Here is a 20,742-nt window from a genome sequence, read left to right on the forward strand (position 1 = left end):
CAACATGAGCATGGCGGTGGTCGGCCTGCTGGCCGGCATGGCGCTCGGCTTCGCCGGGTACTTCGGCGGTTTCGGCGCCTTCCTGTTGATCGCGGCGCTCGGCGCGGTCGGGTTCGTCGTCGGGCGGTTCCTCGACGGCGACCTGGAACCCGGCGACCTCTTCCGGGGCCGCGAGCGCGGCGACCGGAGGCGGTGACCGGGGGTGCCGGACCTGGTGGCACAGCGCGAGGAACCGGTGGGCGCGGCCGCCCGGGGAGCGACGACGATCGCCGACCGGGTCGTCGCCAAGATCGCGGCCCGGGCGGCCCGTGAGGCGGTGGACGCCGTCCCGAAGGACGGTCGCCCACCCCAGGCGTCGGTGGTCGTCCACCGGGACGTCGCCCGGGTCTCGGTCAGTGTCGAGCTGGACTATCCCACCGACGTCGGCCGCCAGTGCGGCGCGGTGCGCGGCCGGGTCCGCCACCGGGTGGAGACGCTGGCCGGCATCGAGGTCCACGAGGTCGCCGTGCACGTCGAACGGCTGCACTCGGCGCACACGGCCCACGACCGGAAGCGGGGACGTCTGAAATGAGCACCCAGCCCGACCCGGGGGCCACGCACGGGGCCATGCCCGGTCCCATGCCCACATCCGGGTCCGAGCACGTGCCCGTGCTCGCGAAGGACCGGCCCCGCGAGGCGGCACCCGGGACGACCGTGCGCCGTTTCTGGGCCGTGCGGCGCATCCCGGCCGCCCTCCTCGCCGCCGTCGTCCTCGGCGGCGCCGGACTGCTCCTGTACGACGTGGCCGCCGTACGCGCCGAGCACAGCGCCATGGCCTGGCGCCGCTCCCTCGCCGACGACCTGGCCACCCGGCCGCTCGACGACGTCTGGGTGCTCATCGGGGCGGGCGTCGCGGCGGTGCTCGGTATCTGGCTGCTGGTCCTCGCGCTCACCCCAGGTCTGCGGGCCGTGCTCCCCATGCGGCGCGAGCACGCCGACGTCCGCGCCGGGCTCGACCGCGAGGCCGCCGGGCTCGCGCTGCGCGACCGCGCCATGGAGGTCTCCGGCGTCCAGTCGGTGCGGGTCAGGACCGGCCGGTCCAAGGTCAACGTCCGGGCCGTCTCCCACTTCCGCGAACTCGACGAGGTCCGCGCGGACCTGGAGACCGTCCTCGCGGGCGGCATCGACGAACTGGGGCTGGCGCACCCGCCGGCCCTGACGGTGAGGGTGGCCCGGCCGCCCAGGAAGGGGTGACGCGGTGACCCGGGTGCTCCGGCGCGTCAACCGGATCGTGCTGGCCCTCGCCGGACTGCTGCTGCTCGTCGGCGGCGGTGCGGTGCTCGCGGCCGGCCTCGACCTCTCCGTACCGTCGTGGTGGCCCTGGTCGGGCCCCGACGACGTGCTGCTCACCCGCTCCCAGCGGCAGCACTGGCGCGACGAGAGCTGGTGGTGGCCGGTCGTCATCGCCGTGCTCGGCGTCGTCGTGCTGCTCGCCCTGTGGTGGCTGATCGCCCAGTTCCGGCGAGCCCGGCTCCGCGAGGTGCTGGTCGACAGCGGCGACGGCGAGGACGCCGTCCTGCGCGGCCGGGCCCTGGAGACCGTCCTGGAGGCCGACGCGACGGCCCAGGAGGGCGTGGCCCGGGCCCGCGTCGCGCTCACCGGCCGCCGCACCGCGCCCCGGACCCGCGTCGCCCTGCTCCTGGAGCCGTACGCTTCCCCGGCCGACGCGCTGACGACCCTGGCGACCCAGGCCCTCGGCAACGCCCGTACGTCCGCGGGCCTGACCTCCCTGCCCACCGAGGCCCGGCTGCGCGCCGTCAAGCACCGCGCCCGCCGGGTGACGTGACCCCCCGTCCGCTCAGAAGCCGCTGCGCGCGCCGCCGTCCACCGGGAGCATCACGCCCGTGAGGTAGGAGGCGGCGGGGGACAGCAGGAACGCGGCCGTGCGGCCGAACTCCTCCGGAGTGCCGTAACGACGCAGCGGGATCGCCGCCTCGTTGGCCGCGCGGGAGGCGTCCGCGTCACCCGACAGGGCGTCGAGCGCGCGGACCCGGTCCGTGTCGATCCGGCTCGGCAGCAGGCCCACGACCCGGATGCCGCGCGGGCCCAGGTCGTTGGCGAGGGACTTGGCGAAGCCGGCCAGACCCGGCCGCAGACCGTTGGAGATGGTCAGGCCCGTGATCGGCTCGTGCACGGAACCGGACAGCACGAAGCCGATGACGCCGCCCTCCGGCAGTGCCTCGGCCGCCGCCCTGGCCAGCCGCACCGCGCCCAGGAAGACCGTGTCGAAGGCGGCCGCCCACTCCTCGTCGGTGTTGTCGGCGGCGAAGCCCGGCGCCGGGCCGCCCACGCTGATCAGGATGCCGTCGAAGCCGCCGAACCGGGACCGCGCCTCCGCGATCAGCCGGGCCGGGGTCCCCGGGTCGGCGTTGTCGGCGGCGACGCCCGCCGCGCCCGGCCCGAGCCCGTCCGCCGCCTCGGCGACCGTCTTCTCCTCGCGCCCGGTCAGCAGCACCTTCGCGCCCTCCGCGAGCAGCGCCTCCGCCGAGGCCCGGCCGAGCCCGCGGGTCGCGCCGGTCACCACGTACACACGGTCCTTCAGTCCAAGATCCATGGGCCTATCCTGCCGCGTCGTCGTCCTCGGCGGCCAGCGCGAGGGCGGTGCCCACGAGCCCGATGTGGCTGAAGGCCTGAGGGAAGTTCCCCAGCTGGCGGCCCGTCACCGGGTCGTACTCCTCGGCCAGCAGGCCCACGTCGCTGCACAGCCCGGCGAGGCGGTCGAACAGCTCGCGCGCCTCCTTCGACCGGCCGGTCAGCCGCAGCGCGTCCGCCAGCCAGAACGAGCACACCAGGAACGTGCCCTCCGTCCCCGGCAGTCCGTCGACCGGGACGCCGTCCGTCGAGTAGCGGCGCAGGAAACCGCCGTGCATGAGCTCCGCCCGCACCGCGTCGACCGTCCCCACCACCCACGGATCGTCCGGCGGAAGGAAGCCCACCAACGGGATCAGCAGCGTCGCCGCGTCCAGCTCGCGCGAGCCGTACGCCTGCGTGAAGGTGTTCCGCTCCGGGTCGTAGCCCTTCGCGCACACCTCCGCGTGGATCTCGTCCCGCATCGCCCGCCAGCGTGCCGCGTCCCCCGGCAGCGAGGGATCCTCCTCCAGGGTGCGCACCGCCCGGTCGGCCGCCACCCAGGCCATGACCTTGGAGTGCACGAAGTGCCGGCGCGGCCCGCGCACCTCCCACAGCCCCTCGTCGGGCTCCCGCCAGGTCGACTCCAGGAAGCCCAGCAGGCTCAGCTGGAGGTTCCAGGCGTGCCGCTCCGCCGGGATGCCGGCCCTCCGCGCCCGGTACAGCGAGTCCATGACCTCGCCGTAGACGTCGAGCTGGAGCTGCTCCACGGCCGCGTTCCCGATCCGTACGGGCGCCGAGTCCGCGTAGCCGCGCAGCCAGGGCAGCGTCGTCTCGGGCAGCCGGCGCTCGCCGGCCGGGCCGTACATGATCTGGAGGTCGGCCGGGTCGCCGGCCACCGCGCGCAGCAGCCAGTCGCGCCAGGCCGCCGCCTCGTCGACGTAGCCGGCGGACAGCAGGGCGCCGAGGGTCAGCGAGGAGTCCCGCAGCCAGCAGGCCCGGTAGTCCCAGTTCCGCACGCCGCCGAGCTCCTCCGGCAGGGAGGTGGTGGGCGCGGCGACGATGCCGCCGGTCGGGGCGTAGGTGAGCGCCTTGAGGGTGATCAGGGAGCGGACGACGGTGTCCCGGTACGGGCCCTGGTACGTGCAGCGGGCGGCCCACGCGCGCCAGTCGGCGAGCGACTGCTCCAGGGCGTCGAACGGGTCGACGAGCTCCGGGCGCGGTTCGTGGGAGGGGTGCCAGGTGAGGACGAACGCCACCTTGTCGCCCGCGCCGACCGTGAAGGAGGAGCAGGTCGCGTACTGCTGGCCCCAGGTCTTCACCGGCGGCTCGCTGCGCAGCCACACGGAGTCCGGCCCGGCGACGGCCACCCGGTGGCCGTCGGCGCGGCGCACCCACGGGACGATCGAGCCGTAGTCGAAGCGCAGCCGCAGCACCGCGCTCATCTCGACGGTCCCGCTGACGCCCTCCACGATCCGCACGACGTCGGGGGCCTTGTCGCGCTGCGGCATGAAGTCGACGACCTTGACCGACCCGGTACGGGTCTCCCAGACGGTCTCCAGGACCAGGCTGTCCTCGGCGTACCGGCGGCTCGAACAGGTCGTGGCGCCCTTGGGCGCGACCCGCCAGTGGCCGTTGTTCTCGTCGCCGAGGAGGGCGGCGAAACAGGCGGCGGAGTCGAAGCGGGGCAGACACAGCCAGTCGATCGACCCGTCGCGGCCGACGAGCGCGGCGGTCTGGAGATCGCCGATGAGGGCGTAGTCGTCGATACGTTGCGTCACGCTTTGGGCTGTTCCCGGAAGCGGCGACGGTCAATCAGCCCGGGCGCCTGCCGGGAAGTGCGGTGCCGGGCCCGGGGCCGTCCGGCGGAGCGGCGCCGGAGGGGCCCTAGGCGTTCGCCCCGGCGGGCTCGGGCGTTCCCTCCGCCTCGTCCGCCTCGTCCGCCGTGCGGGCCGCCGCCTCCCGGTCCCGCTTCTCGCGGCGGACCAGGATCACCCAGCCGACCGGGACCCCGGCGGTGAACAGCCACCACTGGATCGCGTACGCCATGTGCGCGCCGATCGAGTCGTGGTCGGGGTCGGGGATCTGCTCGGGGATGTCTCCGGCCGGCGCCGGGGCGGTCTGCTCGATGTAGCCGCCGACCACGCTGCGGCCGAGCAGTGCGGCCTGCTGCCTGCTGTCGATGAGCATGACCTGACGGTCCGGCAGGCCCTTCAGGTCCTTGATGCCGCTGGCGCCGGTGGTCTCGTCGGCCATCAGCCGGCCCGTGACGGTGACCTCGCCCTTCGGCGCGGGCGGCACCTCCGGGTAGGCCCGCTGGTCGTCCGCGGCCGGGATCCAGCCGCGGTTGACCATGACGACCTTGCCGTCCGCGAGGACCAGCGGGGTCAGGACGTGGAAGCCGACCCGCTCGCTCGTCGAGACGCGGCGGCGCACGACGACCTCGTGCGCGGTGTCGAAGGTGCCGGTGGCGGTCACGTGCCGCCAGTAGTCGGCGCGCGGGACGGTGTGCCCCGGGGAGGTGAGCTCCTCGACGGGGACGGGCTTCGCCGCGAGGTTGTCCGCGATCAGGGCGTTCTGGGCGACCCGGCGCTCGTGCCGGTGGAACTGCCAGAAGCCCAGCTCGATCATCACGGGGATGAGGACGAGGGCTACGAGGGTGAGGATCACCCACTGCCGGGACAACAGGAAGCGGTACACCCCATGACCGTACAACTCGGGCCACGGGGTGACCGCACGGGGGTTCCGGTCACCGGGCCGGTGACCGGAGGATCGTGCAGAGGATCGTTTCGTCACACCTTGTCGACGATGCCCACCCTCCCCTCCGCGCGGGCGCAGTGGCCGCCGCAGAACCAGCTGCCCTGGACCTCGACGCCCTGGCCGATGATCTGGACCCGGCAGTGCTCGCAGATGGGCGCCATGCGGTGGATGGCGCAGGCGAAGCAGTCGAAGACGTGCACCGCGCCCTGCGCGTGCACCTCGAAGGACATGCCGTAATCGTTTCCGCAGACCTCACAACGTGCCATGCGCCACAGGGTGGGGCCGGGGGAGGGTGAAGGCCGGGCGACGCGCCCGGCCCGCGCCGCTCCGTCACTCGTCTGCCGTCGTCACTCGTCTGCCGGTGCCACGTCGCGCAGCAGCTGGGTGAAGGCGGCCTCGTCGACGACCGGCGTGCCGTACGACTTCGCCTTCAGGGTCTTGCCGGTGGCCGAGTCCGGGTCGTTGGTGACGAGGAGGCTGGTGAGCCGCGACACACTGCTCGCCACGTGCAGACCCGCCTCGACCGCGCGGTCCTCCAGGAGTTCGCGGTCGATCGAGGTGTCGCCGGAGAACGCCACGCGCATGCCCTGCTTGAGCGGTTTGTCCGACTCGTAACGTCCGGGGTTCGGATACGGGCACGGCGGCCGCTTCCGCGAGGGCCGCCAGGTGTTCGCCCGGTACGAGGCCTGGTATCCGATCCGCGGCCGCTCGGGGGACGGCGCCCACTCGGTCAGCGGCCGGCACTCGAGCAGCGGCAGCCGCACGTTCCGCTCGGCGGCGGCGTGCAGGCTCGGGCGGAAGGCCTCCGCGAGCACCCGGGCGTCGTCGAGCGCGTTGTGCGCCCGCTGCTGCACGACGCCGAAGTGCGCGGCCAGCGACTCCAGCTTGTGGTTCGGCAGCGGCAGGGACAGTTCCTTGGACAGCGCGATGGTGCACAGCCGCTGCCGCACGGGCGCGGCGCTCTCCGCCCGCGCGTACTCGCGGGCGATCATCTGCCAGTCGAACATCGCGTTGTGGGCCACGAGCACCCGGCCGTCCAGACGGGCCGAGAACTCCTCGGCGATCTCCGGAAAGAGCGGCGCGCCTTCGAGGACGTCGCTGGTGAGCCCGTGGATCCACACCGGCCCCGGATCGCGCTCGGGGTTGACCAGCGTGTACCAGTGGTCCTCCACGTTCCCCTGGGCGTCCAGCCGGTAGACGGCAGCCGACACTATCCGGTCGTCGCGGGCGAGGCCGGTGGTCTCCACGTCGACGACCGCGTACCCCTGTGGGTACGCGGCCGGCCACGTCGCTGCTGTCGTACGGTCGTCGAGCATGGTCACTGAGAATACGGCCCGCGACCGACAGCGCGGTCCCCGGTGTCCGGTTTCATGACCGGATCCGGTCGCTCCCGTCCCGCAGAAGACCCGTCACCAGTGCCCGTACCGCCACCGGGAACAGGCGCTCGGTGTCGATCGGGGCCGCGAGCGCGCGGGCGAGGGGCGGGTCCGCCTCGGCGGTGCCGGCGGCCGTCTCCGCCGCCCACAGGTCCGTCTCGGCGGGCGACTGGGCGGGCGAGCGCTCGCGGTTGCGCTCGACCAGGACGTGGCCGACGACCTGGAACTGGACCGCGCGGACCAGTTCGGCGGCCCGGGCGCCGCGCAGTCCGGCCGCGTGGGCCTCGTGGACCAGGGCGCGCTGGGCGGGCAGGAACATGCGTTCCGTCAGACCGCGTTCGTGGACCATCGCGACCAGGTGCGGCCGCTCGCGCAGCGCGCGGCGCAGCAGGACGGCCACCGAGACGATCCGCTCGGCCGGGTCGGCGCCGCGCGGGCGCAGGGTGCCGAGGTCGGCGACGGTGCGCTCGACGAGGGCGTCGAGCAGCGACTCCCGGTTGCCGACGTGCCAGTAGATCGACGTGACGGCGGTGCCGAGCTCGGCGGCGAGACGGCGCATGGTGAGGGCGGCCGGGCCGTGCTCCCTGACCAGGGCGGCGGCGGCGTCCAGGACCTCGTCGCGGGTCAGCGCGCTGCGTGCCATCGGATGCGATCCCCCAACTCCCGTGTGTGCACGGGCCTTTACCCTTCCGGACCGCCGGTGTAACTGTGTTACAGGCCGATGCCTTCCCGAAGGGTGGTACGTCATGGCACGAGTACGGTACGGGGCGCGCACCGAGGCGGAGATCGCCGCGACCCGTGCGCGGAGCGCCGGGCTTCCCGACATCTGGTCCACCGGGGTCGTCGCCGTCTGGGAGACCGACCCGGACGTCGTGGCGGCCGTCCTGCCGCCGCCGCTCAAACCGACCGGGCGCCCGCTGGTCCGCGCCAACATCAGCAAGGTCGACCTGCCCGGCTATCCGCTCGGCGCCGGATCCGTCGCCGTCGCCGCCGCCCACGGCGACCAGGAGGGCTGGTACCCGCTGGTCATGCCGATGACCCACGAGCGCGCCCTGACCGGCGGGCGCGAGGTCTTCGGCGAGCCGAAGAAGCTCGGCGAGGTCCTCGTCGAGCGCGACGGCCTGGTGGTCCGCGCCTCGCTCGCCCGGCACGGCATCGCCTTCGTCGAGGTGCGCGGCGCGGTGTCCGGGCAGCTGCCGCCGCCCGAGCCCGCCGAGAAGACCGACTTCTACTTCAAGTTCCTGCCCGCCGTGGACGGATCAGGCTTCGACGGCGACCCCGTCCTCGTCCACTGCGTGCGCAACGAGAAGGTGCGCAAGCTGGAGCGGGTCACCGGCGACGTCGTGCTGCGCGAGTCGATGTACGACCCGGTCGCCGACCTCCCGGTGCGCCGGCTGGTCGAGATCACCATCGGCGAGAAGACCACCGACCAGAAGGGCAGGGTCGTCGAACGCGTCAGCGCCCAGGACCTCCTGCCCTACCTCCACCAGCGCTACGACGACCCGCAGCAGGCGCTGGACGCGCCGCCGGAAGGGAGCGCCGGCTGATGGAACTCCGTGAGGGACAGGTCGCCGTCGTCACCGGCGCGGCGAGCGGCATCGGCCTCGCCATGGCCCGCCGCTTCGCCGCCGAGGGCCTCGCGGTGGTCCTCGGCGACGTCGAGGAGGCGCCGCTCGCCAGGGCCGCCGAGGAGCTCATGGAGGAGGGGGCACAGATCCTCGCCCGTACCGTCGACGTCAGCGAGCCCGACTCCGTACGTGCCTTCGCCGACGCCGCGTACGAGACCTTCGGCGCCGTCCACGTGCTGTGCAACAACGCGGGCGTCGGCTCCGGTGCCGAAGGCCGCATGTGGGAGCACGAGCCGAACGACTGGAAGTGGGCCTTCGCCGTCAACGTGTGGGGCGTCTTCCACGGCATCCAGGCCTTCGTGCCCCGGATGATCGCCGGCGGCGAGCCGGGCCACGTCGTCAACACCTCCTCCGGCGACGGCGGCATCGCCCCGCTGCCCACCGCCTCCGTCTACGCCGTCACCAAGTCCGCCGTGGTCACCATGACCGAGTCGCTCTACGCGCACCTGAAGGCGGAACGGGCCCGCGTCGGCGCCTCGGTCCTCTTCCCCGGCCCGCACATGCTGCGCACCGGCCTGTGGGAGTCGCACCGCAACCGGCCCGAGCGCTTCGCCAAGGAGCGCCCGCGCAGGACCCCGTACCGCAGCCTCGACCAGTGGGAGGCCGCGATGAAGGAGGCCGGGCACGAGGTCGCCTTCACACCGGTCGAGGAGGTCGCCGGGCACGTCGTCGACGGGATCAGGGCCGACCGGTTCTGGATGCTCCCGGCGAGCGAGCACAGCGACCGGCAGATCAGGGCGCGTTCGCAGTCGATGCTCGACCGCGCCGACCCGTCCTATCTGGAGAGCTTCATTCTCGACTGACCGGCCTGAGGGGGCTGTACGCACCATGAGCCATGAGGACCCGTACCTGATCGTCTCGTCCGACTGCCACGCCGGGCTCCCCACCGAGGAGTACCGGCCCTATCTCGACTCCCGCTTCCACCGCGCCTTCGACGACTTCCTCGCGGGCCGGGACGCCCGCCGCGAGGCCATGACCCGCCTCGGGGTGCGCAACGAGGCCTTCGCGAACAAGTGGTTCAGCGACAACGAGGAAGGGCTGCGGGGCGGCTGGGACGCCGCGCAGCGGATCAAGGAGCTCGACGGCGACGGAGTGGCCGCCGAGGTCGTCTTCCCCGACGCGGACGCCGTCGACAGCCAGACCGCCGCGCCCTTCGGCGTCGGCCTCGGCCTCTCCGGCGACCAGGACCCGGAGCTCGGCATGGCGGGCGCCCGGGCGCACAACCGCTGGCTCGCCGAGTTCGTCTCCCGGCACCCCGAGCGGCACTGCGGCGTCGCCCTGCTGCCGGTCACCGCCGACCCGGCCGTCGTCGTCGCCGAGATCCACCGGGCCAGGGAGTCCGGGCTCGGCGCACTGATGATCCCCTCCATGTGGGTGGACAAGGCGCCCTACCACGACCGGCGTTACGACCCGGTGTGGGCCGCCGCGGCGGAGACCGGGATGCCGCTGGTCACCCACTCGGGGGCGGCGCCGCGCGAGGAGTACGGCGACCACCTCGGCATCTACGTCTCCGAGGTCACCTGGTGGCCAGCCCGGCCGCTGTGGTTCCTGCTCTGGTCCGGCGTCTTCGAGCGCCACCCGGGGCTGCGCTTCGGCGTCGCCGAGTCCGGCTGCTGGTGGCTGCCGAACCTGCTGTGGTTCATGGACCGGCTCTACCTCGGCGCGCACGGCGGCAAGAAGCTGTCGCCGTTCGCCGAACTGAAGCGGCCGCCGAGCGAGTACCTCGACCGCCAGGTGTTCATCTGCGCGACCAACACCAAGCGGCGCGAGCTCGCCCAGCGCTACGAGATCGGCGTCGACAACATCCTGTGGGGCTCCGACTTCCCGCACCCCGAGGGCACCTGGCCCGACACGCGCGCATGGCTGCGGAACACCTTCCACGACATCCCGGTGGCGGAGACCCGCCGGATCCTCGGTCTGGCCGCCGCCGAGGTCTTCGGCTTCGACGTCGCGAAGCTGGAGCCGATCGCCCGGCGCATCGGCCCCACGCCCGCCGACCTCGGCCAGAGCGCCGACCAGGCCGCCGTCGAGGCCTCCTGGGCCCGCTCCCGCGAGGTCGGCCGGCACTGGCTCACCGACCACGACTTCCCGGCGATCGGGGTCACCTCATGACCGACCGCTACACCGTCATCTCCGCCGACTGCCACGCCGGCGCGGACCTGCTCGACTACAAGCCGTACCTGGCGAAGAAGCACCACGACGACTTCGACGCGTGGGCGGCGACCTACGTCAACCCGTACGAGGACCTGCTCGCCGACACCGCCGACCGCAACTGGAACTCGGGGCGCAGGCTGCGCGAACTGGAGGCGGACGGCATCGTCGCCGAGGTCGTCTTCCCCAACACCATCCCGCCGTTCTTCCCCAAGGCCTCGCTGATGGCCCAGCCGCCGGGCCGGGCCGAGTACGAGCAGCGCTGGGCCGGCCTCCAGGCGCACAACCGCTGGCTCGCCGACTTCTGCGCGGACGCCCCCGGGCGCCGGGCGGGCGTGGCGCAGATCCTCCTCAACGACGTCGACGCTGCGGTCGCCGAGATCCGCCGGGCCCGCGAGGCCGGGCTCACCGGCGGCATCCTGCTGCCCGGCGTGCCGCCCGGCTCGCCCGTACCGGAGCTCTACTCGCAGGCGTACGACCCGATCTGGGCGGTCTGCGCGGAGCTCGACGTCCCGGTCAACCACCACGGGGGCTCCGCGTCGCCGCCGCTCGGCGACGAACCGGCCGCGCGGGCGGTGTTCATGGTGGAGACCACCTGGTTCTCGCACCGGGCGCTGTGGCACCTGATGTTCGGCGGGGCCTTCCGGCGGCACCCGGGACTCAAGCTGGTCCTGACCGAGCAGGGTTCGGGCTGGATCCCCGGCGTGCTCGACATGCTGGACTACTACCACGGACGCCTGGTCGCGGCGTCGGCGAAGGCGTCGACCGCCGAGTCCAAGTTCGGCGCCGGGCTCGCCGAGTCCATGGGCAAGGGCCCCGGCGAGGTGTGGCGGGACAACTGCTTCGTCGGGGCGAGCTTCATGCGCCCGCACGAGGTGCCGCTGCGCGAGCGGATCGGCCTCGACAAGATCATGTGGGGCAGCGACTACCCGCACGACGAGGGCACCACCCCGTACTCCCGCGAGGGCCTGCGCATCGCCTACGCGGGGCTGCCGCGCGACGAGGTCGCCGCCATGGTCGGCGGCAACGCGGCCCGCGTCTACGGCTTCGACCTCGCCCTCCTCGACGGCCTGGCCGCCGTCCACGGCCCACCGGTCGAGGAGGTCGCCCGGCCCCTGGAGAAGGTGCCCGAAGGCGCGACCAGCCCCGCCTTCGCACCGGGCGGGTCGGTCCGCGTCTGGTGACGCACCGGGTGCGACCCTCCAGGGGTGACTGAAGCCCCCGCACACGACGAGGCCCACGGCGGCGGCCTCGGCTCCCGGCTCAACTGGCTCCGGGCCGCCGTGCTCGGAGCCAACGACGGAGTCGTCTCCACCGCGGGCCTCGTCGTCGGCGTGGCGGGCGCCACGGAATCCCAGGCCGCCCTGCTCACGGCCGGCCTCGCCGGGCTGCTGGCCGGGTCCATGTCCATGGCCGCGGGGGAGTACGTCTCCGTCTCCACCCAGCGCGACTCCGAGAAGGCCGCGCTCGCCCAGGAACGCCGTGAGCTGCGCGAGCAGCCCGAGGCCGAACTCGCCGAACTCACCGCGCTCCTCGCCCGCCGCGGCCTGTCCCCGGAGGTCGCCCGCGAGGCCGCCGAGCAGCTCACCGAACGCGACGCCCTGCGCGCCCACGCGCGCGTCGAACTGGGCATCGACCCCGACGAGCTCACCAACCCCTGGCACGCCGCCGGCGCCAGCTTCCTCGCCTTCACCGTCGGCGCGCTGCTGCCGCTCCTGGCGATCGTGCTGCCGCCGGCCTCCCACCGCCTCTGGATCACGGTCCTCTCCGTCCTGGCGGCCCTGACCCTCACCGGCTGGTGGTCCGCCCGCCTGGGCGCGGCCCCGGCCGCCCCCGCCGTCCTGCGCAACGTCTGCGGCGGCGCCCTGGCGATGGCGGTGACGTACGGGGCGGGGTCGCTGCTGGGGGCGGCGGGGATCTAGGGCGGGTCGTCTCGGCCCGTCCCGGGTCCGCGTGGGGCGGCCGGGTGCGAACGGCTCCACGTCCCCCGGGCTCGCCGCTCCGGCCGGCGGTGCGACGTACGGGCTCGTCGGAGGCGGGCACCGTCACCGCGCTCCGGCCCGGCCTCCCCGCCGGCCTGCGGTCCCGGCCGCCGGACACTCGCCGCCGCTCACCGCGATGGCCTATCGGTCGAGCTCGCCCGGCGCGCTCGCCGGCACCGGCGGCGGCCGCCTCCCGCCATCCGACACCCGCATCGCCGCGGACGTCGCCGGCCTGCCCCAGCTGCCCGCGCCCGGATTCCGGGGCATGCTGACCTACGTCGCGGCGCGGTACCTGCCGACCGGGGGAGCCCTGCGCGCGATGTACGGTGAACGTCGTACAACCAGCTGAGCCAGCGAGGACCCATGCGCGCCACCACCATCCACGCCCCCTTCGACATGCGCGTGGAGGACGTGCCCGACCCCGTGATCCACGAGGCCACGGACGTCGTCGTCCGCGTGGTGCGCGCCTGCGTCTGCGGCAGCGACCTCTGGGCCTACCGCGGCGAGTCCGCCCGGAAGCCCGGACAGCGCATCGGCCACGAGTTCCTCGGCCTCGTCGAGGAGACCGGCGCGGACGTCCGCGGCTTCGCCAAGGGCGACCTCGTCGTCGCGCCCTTCGTCTGGTCCGACGGCACCTGCGACTACTGCGCCGAGGGCCTGCAGACCTCCTGCCCCAACGGCGGCTTCTGGGGCTCCGTCGGCTCCGACGGCGGCCAGGGCGAGGCCGTACGGGTGCCCTTCGCCGACGGCACCCTCGTCAAGCTGCCCGCCGACGCCGCCTCCGACGACCACCTGCTCACCGCGCTGCTCGCGCTCTCCGACGTCATGGGCACCGGCCACCACGCCGCCCTCGGCGCGGGCGTACGCGAGGGCACCACGGTCGCCGTCGTCGGTGACGGCGCGGTCGGCCTGTGCGGCGTCCTCGCCGCCAAGCGGCTCGGCGCCGAGCGGATCATCGCCCTCGGCCGCCACGCCGCCCGTACCGACATCGCCCGGACCTTCGGCGCCACCGACGTCGTCGCCGAGCGCGGCGAGGCCGCCGAGGCCGCCGTGCGCGAACTCACCGGCGGCCAGGGCGCCCACGCCGTGATCGAGGCCGTCGGCACCGAGCAGTCCATGCGCACCGCCGTGAACATCACCCGCGACGGCGGCTCCGTCGGCTACGTCGGCGTCCCGCACGGCAGCCACACCGGCCTCGACCTGTCCGTCATGTTCGACCGCAACATCGCCCTGCACGGCGGGGTCGCCCCGGTCCGCGCCTACATCCCCGAGCTGCTCCCGGACGTCCTGGACGGCACGATCGACCCCTCCCCGGTGTTCGACCTCACCGTCGGCCTGGACGGCGTCCCCGGCGGCTACAAGGCGATGGACGAGCGCACCGCCCTGAAGGTCCTCGTCAAGCCGTAGTCCCCACCGGGATCACGCCGTGGTCCACTCCGCGGCGTCGGCCCCCGGCACGCCCGGCGGGCGCGACCAGTCCGCCGGGCCGCCCTCGTACGACACGGGGGAGAGCGCGTACCGCAGCCGGCCCAGCGGGCCGTCGGACTCCCTGAGGTGCCGCTCCGGCTCGTACCGGGGCAGGCCGTGCGTCAGCCAGTGCCCGGTCTGCGCGAGCGCCAGGCGGACGAGCCGGGTGCCGCCGTCCCGGTCCTGCTCGGTCAGCGAGCGGAGCACCGCCGCCGCGAGCAGATAGCCGGTGCCGTGGTCCAGGGCCTGGGCCGGCAGCGCGCCCGGCTCGGTCGCCGATCCCTCCACGGCCGCGATGCCCGTCGCCACCTGCACCAGGCTGTCGAAGCCGCGCCGCTCACCCCAGGGGCCGTAGTCGCCCCAGGCCGAGAGCCGGGCGACCACCAGGCCGGGCCGGTGGAGCTCGAAGCGGTCCAGGGCGCCGGGCCGGTAGCCGGTCACCAGGACGTCGGCCGCGTCGAGGAGTTCGCCGAAGGTGCGCCGGTCGGACGGGCTCTCCAGGTCGAGGGCCGCCGTCCGCTTCCCGAAGTCGGTGTCCGCGTGCGCGTCCGGCAGCTCGGGACGGCCCGGCGGGTCGATCCGCAGCACGTCCGCGCCCAGCAGCGCGAGCGTCCGGGTGGCCACCGGGCCCGCGATGACCCGCGTGAGGTCGAGCACCCGCAGCGGTCCGCCGGAACGCCGCCTCGGCGCCGCCCCGTCGAGCCGTTCCCGGGTCAACGGCGGGCGCGCCGCCACCGCCCGGCCCTGCTCGTGCGCCGCCCACTCCTCGGGCGTGCGCAGGGCCACCGCCAGGCCCCCGGCGGCGTACACCGCCGTCTCGACCTCGACCGCCTTCCGCTCGGCGATCGCCGCCGCCACCGCCTCCACGGAGTCGGCCGTGCCCAGGGCGTTCAGCAGCGCCGCCCGGTGGTGCGGGTAGTTGGCGTGCGTACGGACCCAGCCGTCGGCCGCCCGCCAGAAGCGCGAGAGCGGCGCGAAGGACACCGGCACGCGCCCGTCCACCCGCAGGTGCCGCTCGCTCACGAAGGCCGTCGCCACCGCCCCGTCGTCCACCCGCACCCGCCCCGGCAGCCCGGCCCGTTCGACCGCGGCCAGCGAGCAGACCGCGACCGTCGCCCGCGCCAGGTCCATGACCGGCAGCCGGGCCGGCAGCAGCCCGGAGACGCCTCCGTAGCCCACCCGGTCGAGCAGGGCGGGATCGCCGCCCAGTGCCGACCACAACAACTCCGTACCCGTACGCACTGTGGTGTCCATGGGAGAACTATGAACCGCCCGTGGCACTCAGTGCCACGGGCGGTTCACCTACGCGTGTTCGGCCACCAGGGCCGCGGTCACCTGCGGACCGCGTCCAGGGCGTCCACGATGCCGGCCCCGTAGAAGCCGTTCTTCTTGTCCGCGCCCTCCTCGCACACGGCGTCGACGGTGCCGTCGCCGTTGATGTCGTACGGGTTGGTGCACGCGTGCTCGTCCGCCTGCGCGTACAGCAGCGCCTTCAGCGCCGCCGGGCTCGCGTACGGGTGGGTCGACTTCAGCAGTGCGAGGACGCCCGCCGCGTGCGGCGAGGCCATCGACGTGCCGGCCTTGTAGTTGTAGCCGCCGTTGACCGTGGTCGACAGGATGCGGCCGTTGACCGCCGGCGCCGCCGGGGTCTGGTACTCGGTGCGGTCGCCGCCCGGTGCCGCGATGTCGATGACGTCGGCACCGTAGTTGGAGTAGGACGCCTTCAGGTCCTTGGCACCGGTCGCGGAGACCGTCACGACGCCCGGCAGCATCGCCGGGTAGTCGAAGCACTGCCTCGGGTCGATCACGCGGTCGCCCGGAGTGGTGTCGTTCGGGCTGCTGTTGTCCAGGATGGAGTCGGCAGCCAGGTCGAACTTGGAGTTGCCGGCCGCCGCCACGTTGACGGTGCCCTTCTTCTCCGCGTAGCGGGTCGCCCGGGTGACCGCCTCGACGAGGGCCTTCTGGTCCTCGTCGTTCTTGCAGGCGAACATCCACGGGTCGGTGTAGTAGCTGTTGTTCGTGATGTCGATGCCGTGCTCGGCCGCCCACACGAAGCCGCAGACCACGGCCTCGGTGTAGAAGAAGCCGTCGGGCGTGGACACCTTGATGCCGGCCAGCTTCACGCCCGGCGCGACACCGGTGATGCCGATGCCGTTCTTGGCGGCGCCGATGGTGCCCGCCACGTGCGTGCCGTGGTCGCTCTCGCCCGGGTTGGGGCGCCACGAGCCGGGCGTCGTGTCGGCCTTGCCGCTCACGCAGTTGGCGGAGGCGGCGGCGTCGAAGTTCGGCGCCAGGTCCGGGTGGGTGTCGTCGACACCGGTGTCGATGACGCCGACCGTGACGTTCTTGCTGCCGAGGGTCTTCTTGTGGGCCTTGTCGGCCTTGATGGCCGGCAGGTCCCACTGCAGCGGCTCCATCGGGTCCTGCCCGTCCGTGGCGGCGGCCGCGGCGGCCTTCACCTCGGCCGGGGTGAGCTCCTGCGCACCCTCGCCCACGGAGGTGTCGGTCGCGGCCGACAGCGGCGCCGTACGGGTCGCGCCGGCCGACACCACGCCGCGCACCTTGCGGATCGCCTGCGCGAACTCCGGGTTCTGCGAGTGGACGACGATCACGCCTATCCGGTCGTAGGACACGACCACCTCGCCGCCGGCGGCGGCTATCGCCTTCTTCACCGACGCGCCCGTCCAGGGGCTGTTGTCGATGTTGACGACGTACGACAGCTTCGGGCCGTTCGTGGCGACGGCGGCCGTCGGGAGGTCGCTCAGCTCCGCGGCCGACGCGGCGCCGGCGGGCAGGAAGCCGAGGGAGGCCGTGAGCGCGAGGCCGGCCGGCAGAGCGAGTACTCGGCCGCGCCTCGATCCCAGATGAGCCATGGGTTCTCCACATCATCCGTATGTACTGCCCGGGCGCCGATTGCGCGCGGGCAGGTGCATGACGAGTGAAGTTATCGCCGATCTTCCCCGCCCATCAATGAGTTGAGAAGACTTCATGAAGATCAGGAAGAGAAATCCACTCCCGTGAACCACTTCGCGATGGGTTCCGTGCCGTTGAGCAGGGGAGGAGCTCCGATCGGAGCCCCCGGCTCCCCACCCCAGCGAGGCCCCTTTTGTCCATGCCCACCGCACCCGCGTCACGAGGAGATTCCGTGGCTACCGACGCACCGCCGCCGCCCAGGAGCGGCACGGATCCGGCCGCCCCCGCCCACCCGACCACGGAGGAGTTCACCGAGGTGCAGGAGAGCGCCGAGTTCGGCGAACTGCGCCGCACCTACCGCTCCTTCGCCTTCCCGCTGACGATCGCCTTCATCGCCTGGTACCTGCTCTACGTGCTGCTCTCCAACTACGCCGGCGGCTTCATGGGCACCAAGGTGTTCGGCAACGTCAACATGGCCCTGATCCTGGGCCTCGGCCAGTTCGCCACCACCTTCCTCATCGCCTGGCTCTACTCGCGGCACGCGGCGAACCGCCTCGACCCGCAGGCCGAGGCCATCAAGCAGCACATGGAGTCCGGCAGCCGCCCCGGCACCGAGACCCGCACCGAGTCCCGTACGGAGGCCGACGCATGAGCAGCACCCTCCAGGCGGTGGCCGTGCCCCTCGCCGCGGGCAACGCCACCAGCGAGCACCGCCCGCTGATCATCACGCTCTTCGCGGCCTTCGTCGTCGCCACCCTCGTCATCACCGTCTGGGCCGGCCGGCAGACCCGCAGCGCCGCGGACTTCTACGCGGGCGGACGGCAGTTCACCGGCTTCCAGAACGGCCTGGCGATCTCCGGCGACTACATGTCCGCCGCGTCCTTCCTCGGCATCGCCGGCGCCATCGCCCTCTTCGGCTACGACGGCTTCCTCTACTCGATCGGCTTCCTCGTCGCCTGGCTGGTCGCGCTGCTCCTGGTCGCCGAACCGCTGCGCAACTCCGGCCGTTTCACCATGGGCGACGTCCTCGCGTACCGGATGCGCCAGCGGCCCGTCCGCACCGCCGCCGGCACCTCGACCATCGTCGTCTCGATCTTCTACCTGCTCGCCCAGATGGCCGGCGCCGGCGTCCTCGTCTCGCTGCTGCTCGGCATCACCAGCGACGGCGGCAAGGTCGCCATCGTCGCCCTCGTCGGCGTCCTGATGATCGTGTACGTGACGATCGGCGGCATGAAGGGCACCACGTGGGTCCAGATGGTCAAGGCCGTGCTGCTCATCGCCGGCACGCTCCTGATCACCTTCCTCATCCTGTGGAAGTTCCACTTCAACGTCTCGGAGCTGCTCGGCGCGGCCGCCACCAACAGCGGCAAGGGCGACGCCTTCCTGGAGCCCGGCCTCAAGTACGGCGCCACCGCGACCTCGAAGCTGGACTTCCTCTCGCTCGGCATCGCGCTCGTCCTCGGCACGGCCGGCCTGCCGCACATCCTCATCCGCTTCTACACGGTGCCCACCGCCAAGGCCGCCCGTAAGTCCGTCAACTGGGCCATCGGCATCATCGGCGCCTTCTACCTGATGACGATCGTCCTCGGCTTCGGCGCCGCCGCCCTGCTCAAGAACAGCGACATCATCGCCTCCAACAAGGCCGGCAACACCGCGGCCCCGCTCGCCGCCCTGGAGATCGGCGGCGGCGCCGGCTCGACCGGTGGCGCGATCCTGCTCGCCGTCATCTCCGCCGTGGCCTTCGCGACCATCCTCGCCGTCGTCGCGGGCCTCACCCTGGCCTCGTCCTCCTCGTTCGCGCACGACATCTATGCCAACGTCATCCGGCGCGGCAAGGCCACCGAGAAGGAGGAGGTGCGGGCCGCCCGCTGGGCCACCGTCCTCATCGGCGTCGTCTCGATCGCGCTCGGCGCCCTCGCCCGCGACCTCAACGTCGCCGGCCTGGTCGCGCTCGCCTTCGCCGTCGCCGCCTCCGCCAACCTGCCGACGATCCTCTACAGCCTCTTCTGGAAGCGGTTCACCACCACCGGAGCGCTCTGGTCGATCTACGGCGGTCTGGTCTCCGCGGTCGTCCTGGTGCTGTTCTCGCCGGTCGTCTCCGGCAAGCCGACCTCCATGTTCAAGGGCGTCGACTTCTACTGGTTCCCGCTGGAGAACCCCGGCCTGGTCTCCATCCCGCTCGGCTTCCTGCTCGGCTGGCTCGGCTCGGTCCTCTCCAAGGAGGAGCCGGACAAGGGCAAGTACGCGGAGCTGGAGGTCAAGTCCCTCACCGGCGTCGGAGCGCACTGAGTCGTATACGTTCCGCTTCCGCCGGGGGGGGGGGGGGGGGGGGGGGGGCCCCCCCGCCCCCCCCCCCCCCCCGCGCCAACACACCCCCCCCCCCGCAAGAGGGGGCGGAGGGGGCAGACCCACACAAAAACACCCCCCCCCCCCCCCCCCCCCCCCCCCCCCCCCCCCCCCCCCCCCCCCCCCACCCCCCCCCCCCCCCCCCCCCCCCCCGCCCCCCCCCCCCCCCCCCCCCCCCCCCCCCCCCCCCCCGCCCCGGTCCTCGTGACAATCGGCCCGTGCCCGATGTCATAGGGGTCACGTAGGCTCGAACGAGAAGCGAACCGGAGCGCCGACCGGCGGACCGGAATGCCCACCGGAATAAGGGGGAGGGGCCCCGTGCTCATCGACACCTACGGCCGAGTCGCCACCGACCTGCGTGTTTCCCTCACCGACCGGTGCAACCTGCGCTGTACGTACTGCATGCCGGAAGAGGGCCTGCAGTGGCTGGCCAAGCCCGACCTGCTCACCGACGACGAGATCGTCCGCCTGATCCGGATCGCCGTCACCGACCTCGGCGTCACCGAGGTCCGCTTCACCGGCGGCGAGCCGCTGCTCCGCCCCGGCCTCGTCGGCATCGTCGAGCGCTGCGCCGCCCTGGAGCCCCGCCCCAAGATGTCCCTGACCACCAACGGCATCGGGCTCAAGCGCACCGCCGCCGCCCTCAAGGCGGCCGGCCTCGACCGGGTGAACGTCTCCCTGGACACCCTGCGCCCCGACGTCTTCAAGACCCTCACCCGCCGCGACCGCCACCACGACGTGATCGACGGCATGGCCGCAGCCCGCGACGCCGGCCTCACCCCGGTCAAGGTCAACGCGGTCCTCATGCCCGGGCTCAACGACGACGAGGCGCCCGACCTCCTCGCCTGGGCGATCGAGCAGGACTACGAGCTCCGCTTCATCGAGCAGATGCCGCTGGACGCCCAGCACGGCTGGAAGCGCGACGGGATGATCACCGCCGGCGACATCCTGGAGTCGCTGCGCACCCGCTTCGAGCTGACCCCCGAGGGCTCCGAGGAGCGCGGCTCCGCACCCGCCGAGCGCTGGGTCGTCGACGGCGGCCCGCACACCGTCGGCGTCATCGCCTCCGTCACCCGCCCGTTCTGCCGGGCCTGCGACCGGACCCGGCTCACCGCCGACGGCCAGGTGCGCACCTGCCTGTTCGCCACCGAGGAGACGGACCTGCGGGCGGCACTGCGCTCGGACGCGCCGGACGCCGTGATCGCCGAGATCTGGCAGAAGGCCATGTGGGGCAAGAAGGCCGGCTCGGGCCTGGACGACCCGAGCTTCCTCCAGCCCGATCGCCCGATGTCAGCGATCGGCGGCTGACCCGTCCCAGTCGGCGAGCGGGACGACGTCCTTCAGGAAGCCCCGTACGCCCAGGAACTGGGAGAGGTGTTCGCGGTGCTCCTCGCACGCGAGCCAGGTCTTGCGCCGCTCCGGCGTGTGCAGCTTGGGGTTGTTCCAGGCGAGGACCCAGACGGCGTCCGCCCGGCAGCCCTTCGCGGAACAGATCGGCTTCTCTTCGCTCAC

Annotated in this window: 23 protein-coding genes; 14 read left to right on the forward strand and 9 right to left on the reverse strand. The window is 73.3% G+C overall.

Features of this window, described 5'->3' with window-relative positions; all coding sequences use genetic code 11:
* The first annotated feature begins 4 nt into the window (after window positions 1-4).
* The 4 genes from ACFY8W_RS16715 to amaP are packed head-to-tail and all read left to right on the forward strand — an operon-like array spanning window position 5 to window position 1,825.
* A complete protein-coding gene (locus tag ACFY8W_RS16715; RefSeq protein ID WP_384413197.1) occupies window positions 5-196 on the forward strand; it encodes a hypothetical protein in 192 nt (63 codons plus the stop codon).
* Window positions 197-211: 15 nt separating this feature from the next.
* Window positions 212-571 carry an Asp23/Gls24 family envelope stress response protein gene (locus tag ACFY8W_RS16720; protein ID WP_391105575.1) on the forward strand — a complete coding sequence of 120 codons (360 nt, stop codon included), beginning with the start codon at window positions 212-214 and terminating at the stop codon, window positions 569-571.
* A gap of 47 nt (window positions 572-618) precedes the next feature.
* A complete protein-coding gene (locus ACFY8W_RS16725; protein ID WP_391105409.1) occupies window positions 619-1,233 on the forward strand; it encodes a DUF6286 domain-containing protein in 615 nt (204 codons plus the stop codon).
* 13 nt (window positions 1,234-1,246) lie between these two features.
* On the forward strand, window positions 1,247-1,825 hold the full coding sequence (gene amaP, locus ACFY8W_RS16730) for an alkaline shock response membrane anchor protein AmaP (protein WP_391105577.1): 579 nt from the start codon (window positions 1,247-1,249) through the stop codon (window positions 1,823-1,825).
* A gap of 12 nt (window positions 1,826-1,837) precedes the next feature.
* Here amaP and ACFY8W_RS16735 read toward each other — a convergent pair whose 3' ends face one another.
* From ACFY8W_RS16735 to ACFY8W_RS16760, 6 genes are all read right to left on the reverse strand, one after another.
* A complete protein-coding gene (locus ACFY8W_RS16735) occupies window positions 1,838-2,593 on the reverse strand; it encodes an SDR family oxidoreductase (RefSeq protein WP_391105411.1) in 756 nt (251 codons plus the stop codon).
* Window positions 2,594-2,597: 4 nt separating this feature from the next.
* A complete protein-coding gene (locus ACFY8W_RS16740) occupies window positions 2,598-4,388 on the reverse strand; it encodes a glycoside hydrolase family 15 protein (protein WP_391105413.1) in 1,791 nt (596 codons plus the stop codon).
* A 106-nt stretch (window positions 4,389-4,494) separates the two neighbouring features.
* Entirely contained in the window at window positions 4,495-5,307 is an 813-nt protein-coding gene (locus tag ACFY8W_RS16745; protein WP_391105415.1) for an SURF1 family cytochrome oxidase biogenesis protein, read from the reverse strand.
* 92 nt (window positions 5,308-5,399) lie between these two features.
* Window positions 5,400-5,633, reverse strand: a complete 234-nt coding sequence (locus tag ACFY8W_RS16750; RefSeq protein ID WP_391105416.1) for a hypothetical protein — start codon at window positions 5,631-5,633, stop codon at window positions 5,400-5,402.
* An 81-nt stretch (window positions 5,634-5,714) separates the two neighbouring features.
* Window positions 5,715-6,689: a DEDDh family exonuclease gene (locus ACFY8W_RS16755; RefSeq protein WP_391105418.1), complete on the reverse strand. Its 975-nt coding sequence runs from the start codon at window positions 6,687-6,689 to the stop codon at window positions 5,715-5,717.
* A 46-nt stretch (window positions 6,690-6,735) separates the two neighbouring features.
* A complete protein-coding gene (locus ACFY8W_RS16760; protein WP_391105420.1) occupies window positions 6,736-7,386 on the reverse strand; it encodes a TetR family transcriptional regulator in 651 nt (216 codons plus the stop codon).
* A gap of 103 nt (window positions 7,387-7,489) precedes the next feature.
* Between ACFY8W_RS16760 and ACFY8W_RS16765 the strand changes: the two genes are divergently transcribed.
* From ACFY8W_RS16765 to ACFY8W_RS16795, 7 genes are all read left to right on the forward strand, one after another.
* The gene (locus ACFY8W_RS16765) at window positions 7,490-8,290 is read left to right on the forward strand and encodes an acetoacetate decarboxylase family protein (RefSeq protein WP_391105422.1); all 801 of its coding nucleotides are present in this window, start codon (window positions 7,490-7,492) and stop codon (window positions 8,288-8,290) included.
* Window positions 8,290-9,174 carry an SDR family NAD(P)-dependent oxidoreductase gene (locus ACFY8W_RS16770; protein WP_391105424.1) on the forward strand — a complete coding sequence of 295 codons (885 nt, stop codon included), beginning with the start codon at window positions 8,290-8,292 and terminating at the stop codon, window positions 9,172-9,174. The genes ACFY8W_RS16765 and ACFY8W_RS16770 overlap by 1 nt, the downstream gene beginning before the upstream one ends.
* A 25-nt stretch (window positions 9,175-9,199) precedes the next feature.
* Window positions 9,200-10,483: an amidohydrolase family protein gene (locus tag ACFY8W_RS16775; protein WP_391105426.1), complete on the forward strand. Its 1,284-nt coding sequence runs from the start codon at window positions 9,200-9,202 to the stop codon at window positions 10,481-10,483.
* Window positions 10,480-11,706, forward strand: coding sequence for an amidohydrolase family protein (locus ACFY8W_RS16780; RefSeq protein WP_391105428.1), 1,227 nt, complete (start codon window positions 10,480-10,482; stop codon window positions 11,704-11,706). Before ACFY8W_RS16775 ends, ACFY8W_RS16780 begins: the two co-directional genes overlap by 4 nt.
* Window positions 11,707-11,730: 24 nt before the next feature.
* Window positions 11,731-12,444, forward strand: a complete 714-nt coding sequence (locus ACFY8W_RS16785; RefSeq protein ID WP_391105430.1) for a VIT1/CCC1 transporter family protein — start codon at window positions 11,731-11,733, stop codon at window positions 12,442-12,444.
* 196 nt (window positions 12,445-12,640) lie between these two features.
* Window positions 12,641-12,853, forward strand: coding sequence for a hypothetical protein (locus ACFY8W_RS16790; protein WP_391105432.1), 213 nt, complete (start codon window positions 12,641-12,643; stop codon window positions 12,851-12,853).
* A 14-nt stretch (window positions 12,854-12,867) separates the two neighbouring features.
* Complete coding sequence (locus tag ACFY8W_RS16795; RefSeq protein ID WP_391105434.1) at window positions 12,868-13,911, forward strand: zinc-binding dehydrogenase; 1,044 nt, start codon at window positions 12,868-12,870, stop codon at window positions 13,909-13,911.
* A 12-nt stretch (window positions 13,912-13,923) separates the two neighbouring features.
* Here the strand turns inward: ACFY8W_RS16795 and ACFY8W_RS16800 are convergent, their stop codons facing one another.
* Together ACFY8W_RS16800 and ACFY8W_RS16805 are read right to left on the reverse strand one after the other, a co-directional pair.
* The gene (locus ACFY8W_RS16800; protein WP_391105436.1) at window positions 13,924-15,225 is read right to left on the reverse strand and encodes a CoA transferase; all 1,302 of its coding nucleotides are present in this window, start codon (window positions 15,223-15,225) and stop codon (window positions 13,924-13,926) included.
* A 77-nt stretch (window positions 15,226-15,302) separates the two neighbouring features.
* Window positions 15,303-16,844 (reverse strand): S8 family serine peptidase, encoded by a 1,542-nt coding sequence (locus ACFY8W_RS16805; RefSeq protein ID WP_391105438.1) that lies wholly within the window; start codon window positions 16,842-16,844, stop codon window positions 15,303-15,305.
* A 272-nt stretch (window positions 16,845-17,116) separates the two neighbouring features.
* On the opposite strand from ACFY8W_RS16805, the gene ACFY8W_RS16810 reads away from it, so the two are divergent.
* The 3 genes from ACFY8W_RS16810 (at window position 17,117) to moaA (ending at window position 20,538) form a co-directional block, all read left to right on the forward strand.
* On the forward strand, window positions 17,117-17,536 hold the full coding sequence (locus ACFY8W_RS16810) for a DUF485 domain-containing protein (protein ID WP_391105440.1): 420 nt from the start codon (window positions 17,117-17,119) through the stop codon (window positions 17,534-17,536).
* On the forward strand, window positions 17,533-19,173 hold the full coding sequence (locus tag ACFY8W_RS16815) for a sodium/solute symporter (RefSeq protein WP_391105442.1): 1,641 nt from the start codon (window positions 17,533-17,535) through the stop codon (window positions 19,171-19,173). Before ACFY8W_RS16810 ends, ACFY8W_RS16815 begins: the two co-directional genes overlap by 4 nt.
* Before the next feature lie 375 nt (window positions 19,174-19,548).
* Entirely contained in the window at window positions 19,549-20,538 is a 990-nt protein-coding gene (moaA, locus tag ACFY8W_RS16820) for a GTP 3',8-cyclase MoaA (RefSeq protein ID WP_391105444.1), read from the forward strand.
* On the opposite strand, the gene ACFY8W_RS16825 is transcribed toward moaA, so the two are convergent.
* Window positions 20,521-20,742: a hypothetical protein gene (locus ACFY8W_RS16825; RefSeq protein WP_391105446.1), complete on the reverse strand. Its 222-nt coding sequence runs from the start codon at window positions 20,740-20,742 to the stop codon at window positions 20,521-20,523. The genes moaA and ACFY8W_RS16825 overlap by 18 nt on opposite strands.

It is taken from the genome of Streptomyces sp. NPDC012637, assembly GCF_042954805.1.
GTDB lineage: Bacteria > Actinomycetota > Actinomycetes > Streptomycetales > Streptomycetaceae > Streptomyces.

Excerpts from the sequence above, each read along its gene's own strand:
- ACFY8W_RS16725 (WP_391105409.1), top strand. The coding sequence starts at position 619 with ATGCCCACATCCGGGTCCGAGCACGTGCCCGTGCTCGCGAAGGACCGG.
- ACFY8W_RS16800 (WP_391105436.1), bottom strand. The coding sequence starts at position 15,225 with ATGGACACCACAGTGCGTACGGGTACGGAGTTGTTGTGGTCGGCACTG.
- ACFY8W_RS16795 (WP_391105434.1), top strand. The coding sequence starts at position 12,868 with ATGCGCGCCACCACCATCCACGCCCCCTTCGACATGCGCGTGGAGGAC.
- ACFY8W_RS16775 (WP_391105426.1), top strand. The coding sequence starts at position 9,200 with ATGAGCCATGAGGACCCGTACCTGATCGTCTCGTCCGACTGCCACGCC.
- ACFY8W_RS16780 (WP_391105428.1), top strand. The coding sequence starts at position 10,480 with ATGACCGACCGCTACACCGTCATCTCCGCCGACTGCCACGCCGGCGCG.
- ACFY8W_RS16715 (WP_384413197.1), top strand. The coding sequence starts at position 5 with ATGAGCATGGCGGTGGTCGGCCTGCTGGCCGGCATGGCGCTCGGCTTC.
- ACFY8W_RS16805 (WP_391105438.1), bottom strand. The coding sequence starts at position 16,844 with ATGGCTCATCTGGGATCGAGGCGCGGCCGAGTACTCGCTCTGCCGGCC.
- ACFY8W_RS16770 (WP_391105424.1), top strand. The coding sequence starts at position 8,290 with ATGGAACTCCGTGAGGGACAGGTCGCCGTCGTCACCGGCGCGGCGAGC.
- ACFY8W_RS16765 (WP_391105422.1), top strand. The coding sequence starts at position 7,490 with ATGGCACGAGTACGGTACGGGGCGCGCACCGAGGCGGAGATCGCCGCG.
- ACFY8W_RS16750 (WP_391105416.1), bottom strand. The coding sequence starts at position 5,633 with ATGGCACGTTGTGAGGTCTGCGGAAACGATTACGGCATGTCCTTCGAG.
- ACFY8W_RS16735 (WP_391105411.1), bottom strand. The coding sequence starts at position 2,593 with ATGGATCTTGGACTGAAGGACCGTGTGTACGTGGTGACCGGCGCGACC.
- ACFY8W_RS16790 (WP_391105432.1), top strand. The coding sequence starts at position 12,641 with ATGGCCTATCGGTCGAGCTCGCCCGGCGCGCTCGCCGGCACCGGCGGC.
- ACFY8W_RS16815 (WP_391105442.1), top strand. The coding sequence starts at position 17,533 with ATGAGCAGCACCCTCCAGGCGGTGGCCGTGCCCCTCGCCGCGGGCAAC.
- ACFY8W_RS16760 (WP_391105420.1), bottom strand. The coding sequence starts at position 7,386 with ATGGCACGCAGCGCGCTGACCCGCGACGAGGTCCTGGACGCCGCCGCC.